15 protein-coding genes are annotated in these 18,664 nt (G+C 63.2%); 7 read left to right on the forward strand and 8 right to left on the reverse strand.

What is annotated here, in order from left to right; genetic code table 11:
* Positions 1-91 precede the first annotated feature (91 nt).
* Together ycaC and GV819_RS26485 are read right to left on the reverse strand one after the other, a co-directional pair.
* Positions 92-718, reverse strand: coding sequence for an isochorismate family cysteine hydrolase YcaC (gene ycaC / locus GV819_RS26480; protein WP_161759001.1), 627 nt, complete (start codon positions 716-718; stop codon positions 92-94).
* 145 nt (positions 719-863) lie between these two features.
* Positions 864-1,739: a pirin family protein gene (locus GV819_RS26485; protein ID WP_161759002.1), complete on the reverse strand. Its 876-nt coding sequence runs from the start codon at positions 1,737-1,739 to the stop codon at positions 864-866.
* Positions 1,740-1,835: 96 nt separating this feature from the next.
* Between GV819_RS26485 and GV819_RS26490 the strand changes: the two genes are divergently transcribed.
* Both GV819_RS26490 and dkgB read left to right on the forward strand, forming a co-directional pair.
* Positions 1,836-2,744 (forward strand): LysR family transcriptional regulator, encoded by a 909-nt coding sequence (locus GV819_RS26490; RefSeq protein ID WP_161759063.1) that lies wholly within the window; start codon positions 1,836-1,838, stop codon positions 2,742-2,744.
* A 196-nt stretch (positions 2,745-2,940) separates the two neighbouring features.
* Positions 2,941-3,744: a 2,5-didehydrogluconate reductase DkgB gene (gene dkgB / locus GV819_RS26495; protein WP_161759003.1), complete on the forward strand. Its 804-nt coding sequence runs from the start codon at positions 2,941-2,943 to the stop codon at positions 3,742-3,744.
* Between the two features lie 72 nt (positions 3,745-3,816).
* On the opposite strand, the gene GV819_RS26500 is transcribed toward dkgB, so the two are convergent.
* The 5 genes from GV819_RS26500 to GV819_RS26520 all read right to left on the reverse strand — a co-directional run bounded on the left by GV819_RS26500 (position 3,817) and on the right by GV819_RS26520 (position 11,022).
* Positions 3,817-4,269: a response regulator gene (locus GV819_RS26500; protein ID WP_161759004.1), complete on the reverse strand. Its 453-nt coding sequence runs from the start codon at positions 4,267-4,269 to the stop codon at positions 3,817-3,819.
* Positions 4,270-4,674: 405 nt separating this feature from the next.
* Complete coding sequence (locus GV819_RS26505) at positions 4,675-5,391, reverse strand: MgtC/SapB family protein (RefSeq protein WP_161759005.1); 717 nt, start codon at positions 5,389-5,391, stop codon at positions 4,675-4,677.
* A 202-nt stretch (positions 5,392-5,593) separates the two neighbouring features.
* Positions 5,594-8,359, reverse strand: coding sequence for a magnesium-translocating P-type ATPase (mgtA, locus tag GV819_RS26510; protein WP_161759006.1), 2,766 nt, complete (start codon positions 8,357-8,359; stop codon positions 5,594-5,596).
* A gap of 707 nt (positions 8,360-9,066) precedes the next feature.
* On the reverse strand, positions 9,067-10,404 hold the full coding sequence (locus tag GV819_RS26515; RefSeq protein ID WP_161759007.1) for a lysine N(6)-hydroxylase/L-ornithine N(5)-oxygenase family protein: 1,338 nt from the start codon (positions 10,402-10,404) through the stop codon (positions 9,067-9,069).
* Between the two features lie 135 nt (positions 10,405-10,539).
* A complete protein-coding gene (locus GV819_RS26520) occupies positions 10,540-11,022 on the reverse strand; it encodes a sigma-70 family RNA polymerase sigma factor (protein ID WP_161759008.1) in 483 nt (160 codons plus the stop codon).
* Positions 11,023-11,349: 327 nt separating this feature from the next.
* Between GV819_RS26520 and GV819_RS26525 the strand changes: the two genes are divergently transcribed.
* The 5 genes from GV819_RS26525 to GV819_RS26545 all read left to right on the forward strand — a co-directional run bounded on the left by GV819_RS26525 (position 11,350) and on the right by GV819_RS26545 (position 16,910).
* Positions 11,350-12,522, forward strand: coding sequence for an efflux RND transporter periplasmic adaptor subunit (locus GV819_RS26525; protein WP_161759009.1), 1,173 nt, complete (start codon positions 11,350-11,352; stop codon positions 12,520-12,522).
* Positions 12,523-14,496 carry a MacB family efflux pump subunit gene (locus tag GV819_RS26530; protein ID WP_161759010.1) on the forward strand — a complete coding sequence of 658 codons (1,974 nt, stop codon included), beginning with the start codon at positions 12,523-12,525 and terminating at the stop codon, positions 14,494-14,496.
* A 7-nt stretch (positions 14,497-14,503) separates the two neighbouring features.
* Positions 14,504-15,925: an efflux transporter outer membrane subunit gene (locus tag GV819_RS26535; protein WP_161759011.1), complete on the forward strand. Its 1,422-nt coding sequence runs from the start codon at positions 14,504-14,506 to the stop codon at positions 15,923-15,925.
* Between the two features lie 75 nt (positions 15,926-16,000).
* Complete coding sequence (locus GV819_RS26540; RefSeq protein ID WP_161759012.1) at positions 16,001-16,339, forward strand: DUF7668 domain-containing protein; 339 nt, start codon at positions 16,001-16,003, stop codon at positions 16,337-16,339.
* A 133-nt stretch (positions 16,340-16,472) separates the two neighbouring features.
* Positions 16,473-16,910 (forward strand): SMI1/KNR4 family protein, encoded by a 438-nt coding sequence (locus tag GV819_RS26545; protein ID WP_161759013.1) that lies wholly within the window; start codon positions 16,473-16,475, stop codon positions 16,908-16,910.
* 51 nt (positions 16,911-16,961) lie between these two features.
* On the opposite strand, the gene pvdP is transcribed toward GV819_RS26545, so the two are convergent.
* Positions 16,962-18,593 (reverse strand): pyoverdine maturation tyrosinase PvdP, encoded by a 1,632-nt coding sequence (gene pvdP, locus GV819_RS26550; protein ID WP_161759014.1) that lies wholly within the window; start codon positions 18,591-18,593, stop codon positions 16,962-16,964.
* Between the last annotated feature and the right edge of the window lie 71 nt (positions 18,594-18,664).

Here is an 18,664-nt window from a genome sequence, read left to right on the forward strand (position 1 = left end):
CCGAGCAGCCCGCACGCCCTTGGACCCGAGTGGCCAGGACCCAGGGCAAACGACAGCAAAGCGGCGGCGCCGATTGGCGCCGCCAGGGGACTCACTTGCCTTGGGTCAGGGTGTTGTAGCTGGTCATCAGGTTGCGATAGTCAGGGATGTGGTTGGAGAACAACGTGCCCAGGCCCTCGATGTCGTTGCGCCAGTCGCGGTGCAGCTCGCACGCCAGGCCGAACCAGGTCATCAGTTGGGCGCCGGCATTGGACATGCGGTTCCAGGCCGAGTCGCGGGTCAGTGCGTTGAAGGTGCCGGAAGCATCGGTGACCACGAACACTTCAAAACCTTCTTCCAGGGCCGACAACGCCGGGAACGCCACGCAGACTTCGGTGACCACCCCGGCAATGATCAACTGCTTCTTGCCGGTGGCCTTGATCGCCTTGACGAAGTCTTCGTTGTCCCAGGCATTGATCTGGCCGGGGCGGGCGATGTACGGAGCCTCGGGGAACAGGGCCTTGAGCTCCGGCACCAACGGGCCGTTGGGGCCGGTTTCAAAACTGGTGGTGAGGATGGTCGGCAGCTTGAAGTACTTGGCCAGGTCGGCCAGCGCCAGCACGTTGTTCTTGAAGCGGTCGGGCTCGATATCGCGGACCAGCGACAGCAGGCCGGCCTGGTGGTCAACCAGCAGAACGGCAGCGTTATCCTTGTCGAGACGTTTGTAGGCGTTAGTCATGGTGAAGTCCTCGCTAATGATCGATGCCGGAACCCGGCTTGAGTGAAATCCGTTGCACGCACCGCCGCCGTAACGGCAGGCGTCAAGGTGTAGCGCGCGACTCGCAGAGCCTAGTTGCCCAAACGCGTCGCGCCAGCGCTGCCGATCAGTGATCGGCGGCGTCCATCCGGCCAAAACGTCCCGATTGAAAATCGACGAAAGCCTGATGAATCTCCTCTTCGCTGTTCATCACGAACGGGCCATGGCCGACGATGGGCTCGTCGATAGGCTCGCCGCTGAGCAACAGCACAATCGCGTCGTTGTTGGCTTCCAGGCTGATGCGCTCACCGTCCCTGGCCAGCAACGCCAGCTGGCCTTCACGCACCGGCTCCAGACCATTGACCTGCACGGTGCCGCGCAACACTACCAACGCCGTGTTACGACCCGCGTGCAGCTCCAGGTCCAGGTGCTTGCCGGCGTGCAGGCGGATGTCCCATACGTCGATCGGGGTGAAGGTCTGGGCCGGTCCTTGCTGGCCGGCGAACTCACCGGCGATCAGGCGCAGGTTGCCGGCATTGCCCGGCAACGGGATCTGCGGAATCTCGGCCGCGACAATCGTCTGGTAACCGGGGGCCGCAAGCTTGTCCCGGGCCGGCAGGTTGACCCACAACTGGACCATTTCCAGGTTGCCGCCACGCCGGGCGAAGTCGGCGGAATGAAACTCCTCGTGGAGAATCCCCGAGGCCGCAGTCATCCACTGCACATCGCCGGGGCCAATCTTGCCGCCGCTGCCGGTGGAGTCACGGTGTTCCACTTCACCGTCGTAGACGATGGTCACGGTTTCAAAACCGCGGTGCGGATGCTGGCCAACCCCGCGACGGGCACTGGTAGGGCTGAACTGTGCGGGGCCGGCGTGATCCAGCAGCAAGAACGGGCTGATGTGCTGGCCCAGGTTGTCGTAGGAAAACAGGGTGCGTACCGGGAAGCCGTCGCCCACCCAATGGGGCCGTGGACTGGTGTAGATGCCGATGATGTTTTTCATGTCGTCCTCCAGAACTTTCTGATGGACCACCTTAAATCTCACACCTTTGCTGCGCTAGACTGCAAAAATCGCCCTTAGCGTTCTATTTGGAGAACGATCTTGGAAGACCTGAACACCCTCTACTACTTCACCCAGGTGGTGGAACACCGAGGGTTTGCCGCTGCCGGGCGGGCCCTGGACATGCCCAAGTCCAAGCTCAGCCGACGGATTTCCCAGCTCGAGGAACGCCTCGGCGTGCGCCTGATCCAGCGCACCAGCCGGCACTGTTCGCTGACCGAGATCGGCCAGGCGTATTACCAGCGCTGCCTGGCCATGCGGGTGGAAGCCGAGGGCGCGGCGGAAGTCATCGAGCGCAACCGCTCCGAACCCCAGGGCCTGGTGCGGGTGGCCTGCCCCACGGCCCTGCTCAACTCCTGGGTCGGGCCGATGCTCACCCGCTTCATGCTCAAGTACCCCTTGGTGGAACTGTTCATCGAGAGCACCAACCGCCGGGTCGACCTGATCCACGAAGGCTTCGACATTGCCCTGCGGGTGCGTTTTCCGCCCCTGGAAAGCACCGACCTGGTAATGAAAGTGCTGGGCAACAGCACCCAGTGCCTGGTGGGGCATCCAGACTTTCTGCAGCGTCTGTCGAGCCCCGCTTCGGCGGCCGATCTCAGCGGCCTGCCGAGCCTGCACTGGGGAGCGGCGCAGCGCGAGTACCAGTGGCAACTGCTGGGCCCCGACGGGGCCGAAGCGCAGATCCGTCATCGCCCGCGCATGGTCACCGACGACCTGCTCGCCTTGCGCCACGCGGTGCTGGCAGGCATCGGCATCGCGCATCTGCCCAAAGTGGTGGTGCGCGAAGACCTGGAGGCGGGACGCCTGCGAGAACTGGTGCCCGGCTGGGCGCCGCGCTGCGGGATCGTGCATGCCATCTTCCCCTCGCGCCGTGGCCTGCTGCCCTCGGTACGCAGCCTGATCGATTTCCTGGGCGAGGAATTCAATCACAGCGACATGGCTTGAGGGCCGCGACATACCAGGACTTGGAGGGCTCACCCAGGCCCTCGCCAAACCCGGAAGTCGACTAGCCTCTGCGCGCTTAACAGGCAGGAAGATTCGTGACCAGGAAGCAATATTCCTTTGTGCCAACGGCGGTTTTTCTGCAACGATCGGGCGCGGATACTGCGGGCCATTCCCACTGCAATGTCCGGAGTTATCCATGTCTGTACCCGCCTTTGGCCTCGGCACTTTTCGCCTGCAGGGCCAGGTGCTCATCGACTCGTTGAGCACGGCCCTTGAACTGGGCTATCGCGCCATCGACACCGCGCAGATCTACGACAACGAAGCCGATGTCGGCCAGGCCATCGCCGACAGCGCGATCCCCCGTGAAGAACTGTTCATCACCAGCAAGATCTGGGTCGCCAACTTTTCCCGCGAACGCTTGATCCCCAGCCTCAAGGACAGTCTGCGCAAGCTGCGCACCGACTACCTGGACCTGACCCTGATCCACTGGCCGTCGCCGGACAACCAGGTGCCCGTGGCGGAGTTCATGCAAGCCTTGCTGGAGGCCAAGGCCCAGGGCCTGACCCGGCAGATCGGGGTGTCCAACTTCACCAATGCGCTGTTGCAGGAAGCGATCGATGCCGTCGGCGCCGAGCAGATCGCCAGCCATCAGGTCGAGCTGCATCCCTATCTGCAAAACCGCAAGGTGGTGGAGTTCGCCCGCAGCCAGGGCATCCACATCACTTCCTACATGACCCTGGCCTACGGCGAAGTGCTGAAGGACCCGCTGATCGCCCAGATCGCCAAGGCCCACCAGGCCACGCCGGCCCAGGTGGTGCTGGCCTGGGCCATGCAATCGGGCTACGCGGTGATCCCCTCCTCGACCCGCCGCGCCAACCTGCAAGGCAACCTGCTGGCCTGCAACCTGACCCTGGGGGCCGACGACCTGCAACGTATCGCCAGCCTGGAGCGCGGCCAGCGCCTGACCAGCCCCGCGGGTATTGCGCCGCAGTGGGACTGAGTGGTGATTGACTGAGACAGAAAGCACAACGGCACCCTCGAGGGATGCCGTTTTAAAGAGTGCGCGGGACGTTCAACTGGCGCTGGCACTCCAGTTGCCCTGCGGCAGGTCGGGTAGCCATTGGATACCTGGCCTGGGGGCCTTGAACTGCGGTGGATCGATGAACAGCATCAGGCGCTTGACGGCCTCACTGTCCAGCGACTCGGCGCGACTGCACTGGACCTTGTGCCGGCGGCTACTGGGGATCTCTGGGAAACGCTGGTTGCCGTAGATCAGTGCGTGATCGATCTGCGGGTTGTCCAAGCAGAAAGCCAGCAGGTCAAAACCGCTGTGAGTGGCCAAGCCGCCGTTGATGATCAACAGGTCGAATGGGTCGCAAGCGTATTCCACCAAGGTCAGCAGCTCTTCCAGCCGATGCACGGGAGCCACTCGGTAATAACTCAGTTGGTTCAGCGTTCTCTCAATCTGCATCCGGTGAAAATGCTGATCATCGGCAATCAATATACGCAGCGCTCTATTGGGCATGTTCCTGATCCTGCAAATGAGACGGACCGGTGAATACCAGTCTTATCCTCCTAGATCGGTAGAAGGCTAGGGAAGTGCTCATGGGTTTTCTGTAGGATTATTCTGAAATTCTAAACACGGTAAGCCTGGCAGCCCATTTTTCGGACTCATCAGCTAGTGCTCTCAGTAATGTCTCTAAGTCAGCCGCAAAACACTGCCCTATCTTAATTGTCACGCATGGTTTTTAGCAGAGGGGAGCAGGCGAGAAAGCTCTCGTCGTAGCACAAGCTCTTTCCCACGCGAGGCTTATCACGTCCTACAGGAGCGGGCACAAAGGGCTTGTTTTACCCTGAGCCTGGGCCAAGGTGCTGACGGCAGCGCTCGAAGTTGGCGATACCGCAACAACTCCCTCGCCAGCACACGCCGTCATTCGGTGGTGCTCGGGCTCCAGAAAGCCTGCTGCACCAGCGCCGAAGCAGATAACCGAGCCACCAGCGCATCCAGCTCGTCGCCGTCCACCGAGGTGGTGGCCAGGGTCGCCTCGATCTCCACGTCCTCATTGCCAAAGGCATGCACGTCGACGTCGCTGGCCGGGTAGTTGCTGCGCTCCAGTTCGGCTTCCAGCAACGCAAACACGGCTTTCTGTTTCGAGCGATGGGCAATCACATAGACGATGTTGGTGACCTCGGCGGAGATCACGTCCAGGGGCTGGCGGTTGATGTTGTTGACGATGGGCCGCAGCAAGGTATTGGCCGCCAGGACGAACAAGGTCCCCAGCAGTGCCTCGAGGATCAGGTCGGCACCGGCGCAGGCCCCCACCGCCGCCGAAGCCCAGAGGGTTGCGGCGGTGTTCAGGCCACGGACATTGCCCTCCTCGCGCATGATCACCCCGGCACCGAGAAAACCGATGCCCGAGACCACATAGGCCACCACGCGTACCGCACCGTCGGCACCGCCAAGGCGGTTGGCCATGTCGACGAAGATCGCCGCCCCCACTGCCACCAGCACGTTGGTGCGCAGGCCGGCGGTGCGCTGCCGGTACTGGCGCTCGAAGCCGATCAGGCCGCCGAGGATAAAGGCCGCGCTGAGGCTGACCAGGGTGTCGACCAACGAGTCCAGGTTGATGTTGTGGATGGCTTGCATGGCACGAGTCCTTGAGCGGGATGGCATAAATGGCACCCGAGGACTCTAGCAGCGGTCTATGAACGTCTGTCGAACCACGCGTGACCTGGCGGCTTGCGTAGGAGCTGGCTTGCCAGCGAAGAGGCCCGTCAGGACGCCTTCGCCAGCAAGCTGGCTCCTACAGGACAGCATTCGCCAGCAAGCTGGCTCCTACAGGGCAGCATTACTGCCAGCCGAAACGCCGCACGTAGTAGCCCTTCACTGCCTGGGTCAGGGCCATGTAGGCCAGCAGGATGAACGGCAGGAACACGAAGTACAGCGAGGGCAGCGCCTGCAGCTTGAAGTAGTGCGCCAGCGGGCCCATCGGCAGGAAGATCCCCACCGCCATGATGATCCCGGTCATCACCAGCAACGGCGTGGCCGCACGGCTCTGCAGGAACGGAATCTTCGGCGTGCGGATCATGTGTACGATCAGGGTCTGGGTCAGCAGCCCCACCACGAACCAGCCGGACTGGAACAGGGTCTGGTGGTCCGGGGTATTGGCATCGAACACGTACCACATCAAGGCAAAGGTGGCGATGTCGAAGATCGAGCTGATGGGCCCGAAGAACACCATGAAACGCCCCACATCCGCCGGCTGCCAGCGCTGGGGCTTCTTCAGCATCTCGTCATCGACGTTGTCGAAGGGAATGGCGATCTGCGAAATGTCGTACAGCAGGTTCTGCACCAGCAGGTGCATCGGCAGCATCGGCAGGAACGGGATGAAGGCACTGGCCACCAGCACCGAGAACACGTTGCCGAAGTTCGAACTGGCGGTCATCTTGATGTACTTGAGCATGTTGGCGAAGGTCCGGCGCCCTTCCAGCACGCCCTCCTCCAGCACCATCAGGCTTTTTTCCAGGAGGATGATGTCCGCCGCTTCCTTGGCGATGTCCACCGCACTGTCCACGGAAATGCCGATGTCAGCGGTGCGCAGTGCCGGCGCGTCGTTGATCCCGTCGCCCATGAAACCCACCACGTGGCCATTGGCCTTGAGCAAGCGGACGATGCGTTCCTTGTGGGTCGGGGTCAGCTTGGCGAAGACGTTGGTGGTTTCCACCGCCTTGGCCAGTTGCTCATCGCTCATGCGCTCGATGTCATTGCCCATCAGCAGCCCTTGCTGCTCCAGGCCCACTTCACGGCAGATCTTCGCGGTGACCAACTCGTTGTCGCCGGTCAGCACCTTGACCGCCACGCCATGCTCGGCCAGGGCCTTGAGCGCCGGCGCGGTACTTTCCTTGGGAGGGTCGAGGAACGCCACGTAGCCGATCAGGGTCAACTCGTGCTCGTCCGCCAGGCTGTAGGTATCACGGCCCTCGATCATCGGCCGCGCGGCCACCGCCACCACCCGCAGGCCCTCTTCGTTGAGGTCGGCGGTGACCTGGCGAATCCGCGCCAGCAGGGTTTCGGTAAGGGCCTCTTCGGCTTCGCCGTGGCGCACGTTGCGACACACCGCCAGCACTTCTTCCACCGCGCCCTTGCAGATCAACAGGTGCGGACGCTCCTGTTCCGCCACCACCACCGACATGCGCCGGCGGTTGAAGTCGAAGGGGATCTCGTCGACCTTCTGGAACGCCGTGCCGACCTTCAACTCACGGTGCACTTCCACGTGCTCCAGTACCGCCACGTCCAGTAGGTTCTTCAGCCCGGTCTGGTAGTAGCTGTTGAGGTAGGCCATCTCCAACACGTCATCGGAGTCCTCGCCCCAGACGTCCACGTGCCGCGCGAGAAAGATCTTGTCCTGGGTCAGGGTGCCGGTCTTGTCGGTGCACAGCACGTCCATGGCACCAAAGTTCTGGATCGCGTCCAGGCGCTTGACGATGACCTTCTTGCGCGACAGGAACACCGCGCCCTTGGCCAGGGTCGAGGTGACGATCATCGGCAGCATTTCCGGGGTCAGGCCGACGGCGACCGACAGCGCGAACAGCAGCGCCTCCATCCAGTCGCCCTTGGTGAAACCGTTGATGAACAACACCAGCGGGGCCATGACGAACATGAAGCGGATGAGCAGCCAGCTGACCTTGTTGACGCCGCTCTGGAATGAGGTCGGCGTGCGGTCGGTGGCGCTCACACGCAATGCCAGGGTGCCAAAATAGGTGCTGTTGCCGGTGGTCAGGATCACCGCCGTGGCGGCACCGGAAACCACGTTGGTGCCCATGAACAGAATGTTGTCCAGGTCCAGGGGGTTGCTGGTGTCACTGTCCTGCTGGCGCGCAAACTTCTCCACCGGCATGGATTCACCGGTCATGGCCGCCTGGCTGACGAACAGGTCCTTGGCGCTGAGCACCCGGCAATCGGCGGGAATCATGTCGCCGGCCGAGAGCACGATCAGGTCACCGGGCACCAGTTCCTTGATCGGCAGTTCGATGCGCTGCGCGCCCTTGGCCTCGGCAGCCGCGCCCAGCAGGCGCCCGAGCATCGGTGCCTCCTGCGGCGGCGTGTCCCGGCGCATCACCGTGGCCGTGTTGCTGACCATGGCCTTGAGCGCGTCGGCGGCCTTGTTCGACTTGGCCTCCTGCCAGAAGCGCAGCAGGGTCGAGAGCACCACCATGGAGAAAATCACCGTGGCGGCCTTCATGTCCTCGGTCAACCAGGAGATCAGCGCCAACAGGGTCAGCAGCAGGTTGAAGGGGTTCTTGTAGCAGTGCCACAGGTGAGTCCACCAGGGCAGCGCCTGCTCATGCTCGACTTCGTTGAGGCCGTAGCGCTCACGCTGGGCTTCGGCTTCCTGGGTGCTCAAGCCATCGGTGTGGCTGCCAAGCTGGTCCAGCATGTGCGCGGCGTCGCTGTTGGCCGCAGCCACCAGGGTCTGTGCCAGGGTGGGCGGCACATCGCGGCTGACACTGGCATCACTGAAACTTTCCAACAGGGCCAGGCGGCGGAAGTGCCGGGCGAAATGCCGGGTCCGCAGAAAGCCGGCAAAGAACTCTTTCAACAAGCTGAGCTTCATGGTGATGACTCCTGCACTGGCGCCCCGAGCAATGGCTCAAGGGGCACCAGCGTTGCAACGAAACAGGCGGGGTGGAGAGACAGCAGGACAGGGCTGGGCTTACGCCCGAAGCAATCGCACCGTCAGTGATGGACGATGTTGCTGGCGATGGTGACGCAGGCTGATGTAACCCATGGCTGTTCCCCCGGATGGACGGCGCTGGGAAATCCGCAGGCAGGTACGGCCGGGGCTGCTGAAGGCGATGAATCCTCCCGGCCAGCCTGGCACGCGGGTCGCAAGAGCCGCGCATCGGTGCAGCCACGACGCGGCGCAAAGCCGGATCGCAGGCAATTGAGAGTCATCAAGAAGTGACGTCGGGAGGCGAACCGTAAAGCTCGCGATCGGGATGCCGCATCTCGCTGGACGGCGAGACAACGGCAGGAAAAGGCTGCGCGTTATCTTGCCGAGACTGCGCCGGCTATGGAAACCGGCTGACTCCTGTCACTCGAACAAGTACCCACACTGGGTCTCCACTGATTGAAAACGCGCGCAGCTTACGCCGCACTATTTGCAGAGTAAACCGCTGAAAAACCCCGGCCGGGGGGAATTGAAAACTTCTTCAGCCGAGGTTCAGGAATGCTCGCCGCAGCCCCTTGTACAGGTACTGGACTGCCGGCGAAGCGGCCCGCAAGAGCCTCCTTCACCGGCAAGCGGCGCCTAGCAGCGCATCAGCTGGCGGTAGCCAGCAGCATGTCACGCACCGAGCGGCTCTGGCCGCGGGTCTTGCCGTGCTCGTACAGCGAGTCGGCGATCTCTTGCGCGCGGATCGCCAGCACCGACAGCAAGGTATCGCTCAGGCCATGGCTGGCCTGACTGAAGCCCTGCAGGTAGACCCCCGCCTTGCAGCGTTCATCGGTCAACAGGCGGTAGTTGCGGTCCACTTCGAAATCACCCAGGTAGGCTTGCAGCGGTGCCAGCAACTGGCGATGCATCTGCCGCTCGTAACCGGTGGCCAGGATCACCGCGTCGTAGTGACGCACTTCGCGCTCGCCGCTGGCGCTGTTGCGCAGGATCAGCTCGATGCCCAGGTCCGTGGCCGTGGCCTTTTCCACCGTGGTCATGGTACGGAAGGTGTGACGTGGAATGCCCGACACCTTCTGCCGGTAGAAGATCCCGTAGATGCGCTCGATCAGGTCGATGTCCACCACCGAGTAGTTGGTGTTCTGGTATTCGCTGACCAGGCGCTCGCGCTCGCTGCCGTTGTGCTGGAACACCCGGTCGGTAAAGGCCGGGGAGAACACTTCGTTGACGAACGGGCTGTCATCGGCGGGTTTGAGCGCCGAGCCGCGCATGATGATGTCGGCCTGTACCGAAGGGAAACTGTCGTTGAGGTCGATGAAGGCCTCGGCAGCGCTTTGCCCGCCACCGATGATCGCGATGTTCATCGCCTTGCCGTTGACACACGGCTGGGTGGCCATGCGCTCCAGGTACTGGGAGTGGTGGAATACCCGTGGATCGTCCTTGAGCCCCTTGAACGTCTCCGGAACCCGTGCGGTGCCGCCGGCGCTGACCACCACCGAACGGGCGGTGCGCACGAACTCGGTGCCCTGGGCGTCGCGGGAAATCACTCGCAGGGCTTCGACCTGCTGATTCTGCAGCACCGGCTCGATGCCCAGCACTTCTTCACCGTAGCGGCTGTGTTCCTGGAAATGCCCGGCCACCCAGCGCAGGTAGTCGTTGAACTCCATGCGGCAAGGATAGAAGGTGCCCAGGTTGATGAAGTCCACCAGGCGCCCGTGGTGTTTCAGGTAGTTGACGAAGGAATAGGGGCTGGTGGGGTTGCGCAGGGTCACCAAGTCCTTGAGGAAGGAGATTTGCAGTTCGCTCTGGGTCACCAGGGTGTTGCCGTGCCAGCGATAGTCGGCCTGCTTGTCGAGGAACAGCGCGTCCAGCGGACCGTGCTCCTGCCCGCGCTCCTCCAGCGCAATGGCCAGCGCCAGGTTCGAGGGGCCGAAACCGATACCGATCAAATCGTGAACGTTGGCCGATGCAATTGCCTGTGTCATTTCCAGTGTCCTCTGGATAAACCGCCTCAACGCGGGGGATAAAGTGTCTCGGTGACCCGACTGGCCCGTGCAGCACAGCAGATCGTCTGTTGAGTAGGGACGAGGACAATGAAAAAAAATTTAACGAAATAAGACTCAGTGGCTGTCCCACTGACGGAGTCGAACCCGGCAGTGTTTCATCGCGTTGACGATGTGTTTTTCCACTAGGCTGCGGGAAATCCCCAGTTGCTCGGCAATCTGCGGATGGGACAGGCCTTCGAGCTTGCGCAGCAGGAAACTCTCGCGGCACAGCCGAGGCAGCTCGGCCAATGCCCGCTGGAGCATTTCCAGGCGCTGGCCCTGATCAAGAGAGGTGTGCGGCGACGGATTGAAATAGCGTTCTTCGTTGTCCAGCACCTCAAGGGGCTCGGACTGGCGCAAGGCGTTGCGCCGATGGTCATCGATCACCAGGTTCAGGACCGTGCGATAAAGAAACGCTCGCGGCTGCTCGATCGGCGTAGCGCTGGAGCGCTCCAGCACCCGCACATACGCGTCGTGCACCACATCCTCGGCCACCTGGCGATTGCCCAGCTTGGCATTGAGGAAGCCCATCAGCTCGCGATAGTAACTTTCCAACATGGCTCCCGACCGCCACAGGGCGATTCTGTCCTTGAGCAAGACCGGCGATGGCCGGTTACGCCCGATGATTCAATGATGGCAGTTTAGAACCGCAGCGTAATTTATAGTAATTCTCATATAGATTTAAAGTACCGCAGTGTCGCGCAGGGTTTATTTTCAGTGTTTCGACAGCTGTAACGCCATGTGTCGACACTTAAATTCACCCCGCGTCATCTCGTTTACCTGACAGCTCCCCGTCTCTGCCGCTCCCGCGGCAGTCGCAAGCCTGGCGTACCTCACGTGACCCGGCGGCGGTGACGGGCCGATATCCCCTGGCCGGAACCCTGCATGAAACGTCCTCGACCCACCCGACGCGCCCTGCTTGTCGCACTGTGTCTGCTCCCCGTTGTGGCCATTACGGCCTGGAAACTCATTCCTCCCGATCGCAATCAGTTCGCCACCGTGCAAGTCAGCCGAGGCGATATCGAAAGCAGCGTCACCGCCCTGGGCACCCTGCAACCGCGGCGCTATGTGGATGTGGGTGCCCAGGCCTCCGGGCAGATCCGCAAGATCCACGTGGAAGCCGGCGACACGGTGAAGGAAGGCCAGTTACTGGTGGAAATCGACCCGGCCACCCAGCAGGCAAAACTCGACGCCAGCCGCTTCTCCATCGAGAACCTGCAGGCCCAGCTGCAGGAGCAGAACGCGCAGAACCAGCTGGCGCGGCAAAAATACCAGCGCCAGCAGAACCTCGCCGCCGGTGGCGCCACCCGCGAAGAAGACGTACAGGCCGCCCAGGCCGAGCTCAAGGCCACCCACGCGCGGATCGACATGTTCAAGGCCCAGATCCGCCAGGCCCAGGCCAGCCTGCGCAGCGACCAGGCGGAACTGGGCTACACGCGCATCTACGCGCCGATGTCCGGCACCGTGGTGGCGGTGGACGCCCGTGAAGGCCAGACCCTCAACGCCCAGCAACAAACGCCGCTGATCCTGCGCATCGCCAAGCTCTCGCCGATGACCGTCTGGGCCGAGGTTTCCGAAGCCGACATTGGCCACGTCAAACCCGGCATGAGCGCCTATTTCACCACCTTGAGCGGTGGCAGCCGGCGCTGGACCAGCACCGTGCGGCAAATCCTGCCGATCCCGCCCAAGCCCCTGAATGAAACCAGCCAGGGCGGTGGCAGCCCCGCCAGCACCAGCAAGAGCGGCAGCGGCCGGGTGGTGCTCTACACCGTGTTGCTGGACGTGGACAACGCCGACAACGCGCTGATGGCACAAATGACCACCCAGGTGTTCTTCGTTGCCAGCCAGGCGAAAAACGTCCTCACCGCGCCCATCGCCGCCCTGCAGGGCAGCACCACGGCGGACCGGCAGGTCGCCCGGGTAGTGGCCAAGAACGGCTCGATCGATGAACGCGAAGTGCGGGTCGGCATCAGCGATCGCCTGCGCATCCAGGTACTGGACGGGCTGAGCGAAGGCGATCACCTGTTGATCGGCCCGGCCAACAGCAGCGGGGGTTGAATGCAGACTCCGCTGATCGACCTCAGGAACATCCGTAAGTCCTACGGTGGTGGCGATACCCCGCAAGTCGATGTGCTGCGCGGTATCGACCTGTCGATCCACGCCGGCGAATTCGTCGCCATTGTTGGCGCCTCGGGCTCCGGCAAGTCGACCCTGATGAACATTCTCGGCTGCCTCGACCGCCCCACTTCCGGCGACTACCTGTTCGCCGGGGAAAACGTCGCCCAACTGGACAGCGACGAACTGGCCTGGCTGCGCCGCGAGGCCTTCGGGTTCGTGTTCCAGGGCTACCACCTGATTCCCTCGGCCTCGGCCCAGGAAAACGTCGAAATGCCGGCCATCTACGCCGGCACCCCACCCGCCGAGCGCCACGCCCGCGCCGCCGCTCTGCTGGAGCGCCTGGGCCTGAGCGACCGAACCGGCAACCGCCCGCACCAGCTGTCCGGTGGCCAGCAACAGCGGGTGTCCATCGCCCGCGCGCTGATGAACGGCGGCCATATCATCCTCGCCGACGAACCCACCGGTGCCCTCGACAGCCACAGCGGCGCCGAGGTCATGACCCTGCTGGACGAGTTGGCCAGCCAGGGCCACGTGGTGATCCTGATCACCCACGACCGCGAAGTTGCGGCCCGGGCCAAGCGCATCATCGAGATCCGCGACGGCGAGATCATCAGCGACACCGCCGACCACGATCCGTCGGTGCAAACCAGCGCCAACAGCGGCGCCCTGCAAGCCGTGGACCTGCGTCAGCGCCTGGTCGATGGCAGCGAAGCCAGCGGGGCCTGGAAAGGCGAACTGCTGGAAGCGATACAGGCCGCCTGGCGGGTGATGTGGATCAACCGCTTCCGCACCGCCCTGACCCTGCTGGGGATCGTCATCGGCGTGGCCTCGGTGGTGGTGATGCTGGCGGTGGGCGAAGGCAGCAAGCGCCAGGTGATGGCGCAGATGGGAGCCTTTGGCTCGAACATCATTTACCTGAGCGGACACTCGCCCAACCCGCGTGCGCCCATGGGCATCATTACCCTGGACGAGGTCGCCGCCGTGGCCGCCCTGCCCCAGGTCAAGCGCATCATGCCGGTCAATGGCGCCGAAGCCGGTGTGCGCTACGGCAACCGCGACTACATGGCCTACGTCGGCGGCAACGACACCAACTTTCCGCACATTTTCAACTGGCCAGTGGTCGAGGGCAGCTATTTCAGCGATGCCGACGAACACTCGGCGGCGGCCGTGGCGGTGATCGGCCGCAAAGTCCGGGAAAAGCTCCTGCACGACGTCGCCAATCCCATCGGCCAATACATCCTGATCGAGAACGTGCCCTTCCAGGTGGTGGGCGTACTGATTGGCAAGGGCGCCAGCTCCGGTGACCAGGACAGCGACGACCGCATCGCCGTGCCCTACTCCGCCGCCAGCACCCGCCTGTTTGGCAGCCGCAACCCCGAATACGTGGCCATAGCCGCCGCCGACGCGAGCAAGGTCAAGGAAGCCGAACAGGCCATCGATGAGCTGATGCTGCACTTGCACAACGGCAAGCGCGATTACCAGCTGACCAACAATGCGGCAATGATCCAGGCCGAGGCCCGGACCCAGAACACCCTGTCACTGATGCTCGGCGCGATTGCCGCGATCTCGCTGCTGGTGGGCGGTATCGGGGTGATGAACATCATGCTCATGACCGTCCGCGAACGCACCCGCGAGATCGGTATCCGTATGGCCACCGGTGCCCGCCAGCGCGACATCCTGCGCCAGTTCCTCACCGAAGCGGTGATGCTCTCGGTGGTCGGCGGCCTGACCGGCATCGCCCTGGCGCTGCTCATCGGTGGCGTGCTGATCCTCAGCGAAGTAGCCGTGGCCTTCTCCCTGATCGCAGTGGCCGGGGCCTTTGCCTGTGCCCTGGTCACCGGCGTCATCTTCGGCTTCATGCCCGCCCGCAAGGCTGCCCGGCTCGACCCGGTCACGGCCCTTACCAGTGAATGATCGATCTATGAAAGTGCACCTGACCCTCCTGGCCGCCGGCGTCATGCTAGCGGCCTGCAGCAGCCCCCAGCCGCGCCCGGACAGCGGCCTGCAAGCACCGCCAGCCTGGCATTCACCCGCCAGCCACAGCGACCGGCAACAGGACCCGCGCTGGTGGGCCCGGTTCGGCAGCCCGGAGCTGGACCGCCTGATCGCCGAAGCCCGCAACGGCAGCCACGACCTGGCAGCCGCCACGGCCCGGGTGCGCCAGGCCCAGGCCACGGCGATTATTGCCGGTGCGCCGCTGCTGCCGGAAGTCAGCGGCACCTTCAACGCCAGCCGCCAAAAGCTCCTGCGCAGCAACGGCTACAGCCAACTGGACGCCAACAGCAACAACAAGACCGTGGACTACTTCAATGTCGGCCTCAGCGCCACCTATGAAGTGGACTTCTGGGGCGGCCGCCGCGCCGCCCGCGACAGCGCCGTGCTAGGGCTCCAGGCCAGCGCATTCGACCAGTCGACGGTGGAGCTGACCCTGCTCAGCGGCGTGGCCAACAGTTATGCCCAGGTCCTGTCGCTGCGAGAGCAGAGCCGGATCGCCGAACTCAACCTGGCCAATGCGCAGCATGTCCTGCAACTGGTACAGACCCGCTACGACTCGGGCTCGGCCACGGCCTTGGAACTGGCCCAGCAAAAAAGCCTGGTCGCCGCCCAGCAGCGCCAAGTACCACAGGTGCGGCAACAGGCCGAGGAGACCCTGATTACCCTCGCCGCACTGCTGGGACGGCCAGTACAAAGCCTGCCCCTGAACGACCAACCCTTCGCCCAGTTGAACTGGCCGAGCATCGACGCCGGGGTGCCCAGCGACCTGCTGCTTCGGCGTCCCGACATCGCCAGCGCCGAGGCCCGGCTGGCCGCAGCCCAGGCCGATGTCAGCGTAGCGCGAGCGGCGATGCTGCCAACCCTGACCCTGACCGCCAACCTCGGCTCGGGTGCGGACAAGCTGGGGGACGTGTTACGCAACCCCTTCTACAGCCTCACCTCCGGCCTGGTGGCGCCGATCTTCAACAACGGCCGCCTGGGCGCCCAGCGCGACCAGGCCACGGCGCGCCAGGAGGAACTGCTGGAAACTTATCGCGGGGCGATCATCAACGGTTTTGCCGATGTGGAGAAAGCCCTCACCAGCATTCGCGGGCTGGACCTGCAACGGCAGTGGCAGGGTGAAGAGCTGAACCAGGCGCAACGGGCCTTCGAGATCGCCCAGAGCCGCTACCAGGCCGGCGCCGAAGACCTGCTGAGCGTGCTGGAAACCCAGCGCACCCTGTACGCGGCCCAGGACCAGAACGTGCAACTGCGGTTGTCGCGATTGCAGTCGAGCATTGCCCTGTACAAAGCCCTGGGGGGTGGCTGGCAGGAACCCGATAATACTCCGGCACACAGGCCGCTATAGGCTCATGGCCGATAGGTCTTCCTGGCGCCACCCCGTACTATGCCGAGCACTCACCCCTAAACCTGGAAGACCGAATTGCCCATCAGCGAGCGCTTCGAACTGGAAATTCTTGAACTGATCGAGGCATTGTCCTGCGCCGACTTCGACAAGCTTTCAGCGAACCAGTGGCTTGGCAGACTGGCCGTGCAGGATGTCGCGCAGCGAATTGACGAGTATGGGAAAAGACTGGTCCTGCCACCTACCCCCTTTCTGCAAAATGTCGACCTCCATGAATACCGCGACGGCTCCGGCTGGGCATTGGATATCCCCTTGTGGACCGAAGAGGAAGGAATCAGCGATCTGACCCTGTCTCTGGAACTGCTCGTGGATCCGCGCGGATCAAGGCTGCAAATGACCGACCTTCGGGTACTCTGAGCGCCCCCTGAAGCCGTGACCAACAACAAGCCGCAAGCTACCGCAGTGGATGCGCGCAAGCACTGCTGAAGCGGCACGCTGCCAGTGAAATCCTGACACTGCTGATTATCCAACGCCTCAAGAGCACCGAGCCATGAACGACAGCGACTTCAAACAACTGCTGGCCAAGCGCAAATGCGACCAGCCAATCTGGTTTGCATTGCCTGCGGACCGCTGCGCCAGCGAAGACGACATCAGTGGATTTGAACAAGCGTGGGGGCTGCAACTTCCTGGCGACTACAGGCAGTTTCTCAAGGCATTTGGCGGCGGCTACTTTGCACTGGGAATCGTCTATTCGCTGGATGAAGCCAGCGACTTGAATCTGCCCCGCATCAATCGGGCACACCCGGTGATTGCCCAGGACCATCTGTTGTTTTCGGAAAACGGCTGCGGCGATTTCTACGGTTTCAAGATAGAAAACCACCAATGCCGGGCAGAGATCTTCTGTTTCGATCACGCGAGCGCAGAGTGGCAGGAAACCGGATACCGCAACCTGTTGAGCTTTCTAGCCGAGGTTGCCCTGTCCAACTGAAGGTCCTGCCCGCGGTCTTCAGCCCCACAGGCAGTGGCAGGTCCGACGTGGCTACAGCAGCCGCTCCCTGAGCTTCAAATGCCGCGCATACCAGGGCCGACGCGGCACTTTGCGGAACAGATCGGCCAGCTGCTTCTCGTCATCGATAAAGGTGATGCGCAGCGCCAGCTTCATGGTTTCCGGGTCCATCTCCACCGTCTTGCCCATCTGCAAACCGGGAATGGTGCTGCAACCATGGGTCAGCGGGCCCAGCCAGGGGTCGCCCGCCTCGACCCAACGCCCCGGGGCGAACCAGGGCACGCCGTTGACTTCCTGGCGCTTGAGTTCACCGGGATGAAAGCGCTCGTGGGCGCGGAACCAGTCTTCCAGACGATCGTCGATCCAGCCATGGAAACGCCAGAACACCGGGCTCACATGGGACGAGAACGGATCACCGAGAAAATCGTTTTCCGGCTGGTACCAGCGCGCAGCGAAATCCGCCGGATCCCGGGCCAGGGGCACCGGCGCGCCGCTGGAAGGATCACGGGGCACCGAAGCCCAGCGCATGTGCAGCCAGTCGTGCAGGCCCAGTTCGATTTCCGAACCGAATTGCCCCAGGGTCAGCTTCGCCAGGTAGCGCGGGTCACGGTACTGGGACTCCCAGACTTCAAAGTTGCTGTGGTAGGTCTCGCCCGCCTTGATATCGCTGACCCACTGGCTGTATTCGTCATCGCCGTGGGCCAGCCAGGTTGGCGGCAGCGAGCCGCCGTCGTGGTTATCGAAGTAACGGGCAAAACCCAGGCGGTCGCGCTGCAGCTCAGGTGCAGGCATGGGGAAATGCGCCCAGGACGGCAGGTCTTGCATGGAGCGCGCCGTACCCAGCATGTGCCGGTGCATGAAGAAGAAGTCGATACCGGAACCGTTGCGGTCTTTCTTCAGCCCACGAGCATCACGCTCCTGACCGCGCGGGCCGGGTTGCCAGCCAATACCGCGCAAGGCATCGCGCTTCTCTTCGGAGAGCCGGTGCCACTTGTCCCGGGTGGCGTGCCAGAGCTGGTGGAACAACCGGTGCTCGGGGGAAATCAGCCAGGCCTGCAGGGTCGGATTGAGGCCGATCCGCTCCCGTGCTTCAGGAAAGCGCTGCTTGGTGGCGACAAACCGATTGTCCAGTTCCGCCAGCCCCAAAGGCCGGTCCAGGCGTTGCACACTGCCGCTCAGGGTACCGCTGCCGGCGTTGCCAAAATCGGCCCAGACCTCGTCCAGGGTCAGTTTGAACTCATAGGCGGCAACCCCGTCCGGCGCGGCGCTGCTGATCAGCCGCCAGTACATCTGCGCCGGTTTCGGGCTGACCAGGTCGCCGATGATCTGATAACGCGGGGCTGCTGCGGCGCGCAACCCCTGGGGGGTGTCCAGATAACCACGCAGGCCACGGCCACGCTGGGCGATGTCGATGAACAGCTCCAGGCCTTGCCGGGGCAGGCCCTCCAGGCCGGCATCACGCCCCAGGAAACGAATACTCCAGATGCCCCGCAACTGGTCCGCCAGCTGCTGCCCGGCGGTGTCCGCCAGATCCACCGTGGCCTCGCCCGGAGTGATCGGAAACTCTTCCTCACGCGTCAACTTGCGATGCACATAAAACGCTGCTGGCACTGCAGCGCCGGTCAGCGCCAAGCCCGCCATGAACCCTCGTCGAGAAATCGTCATTGCCCTACCTGTGTCAGCCCTGAAGCAGGCTTTATCCAAGCTAGAACGTACGTTGCAGGAAGAAATTTACC

Source organism: Pseudomonas sp. Fl5BN2, from assembly GCF_009908205.1.
In the GTDB taxonomy this organism is placed as follows: domain Bacteria; phylum Pseudomonadota; class Gammaproteobacteria; order Pseudomonadales; family Pseudomonadaceae; genus Aquipseudomonas.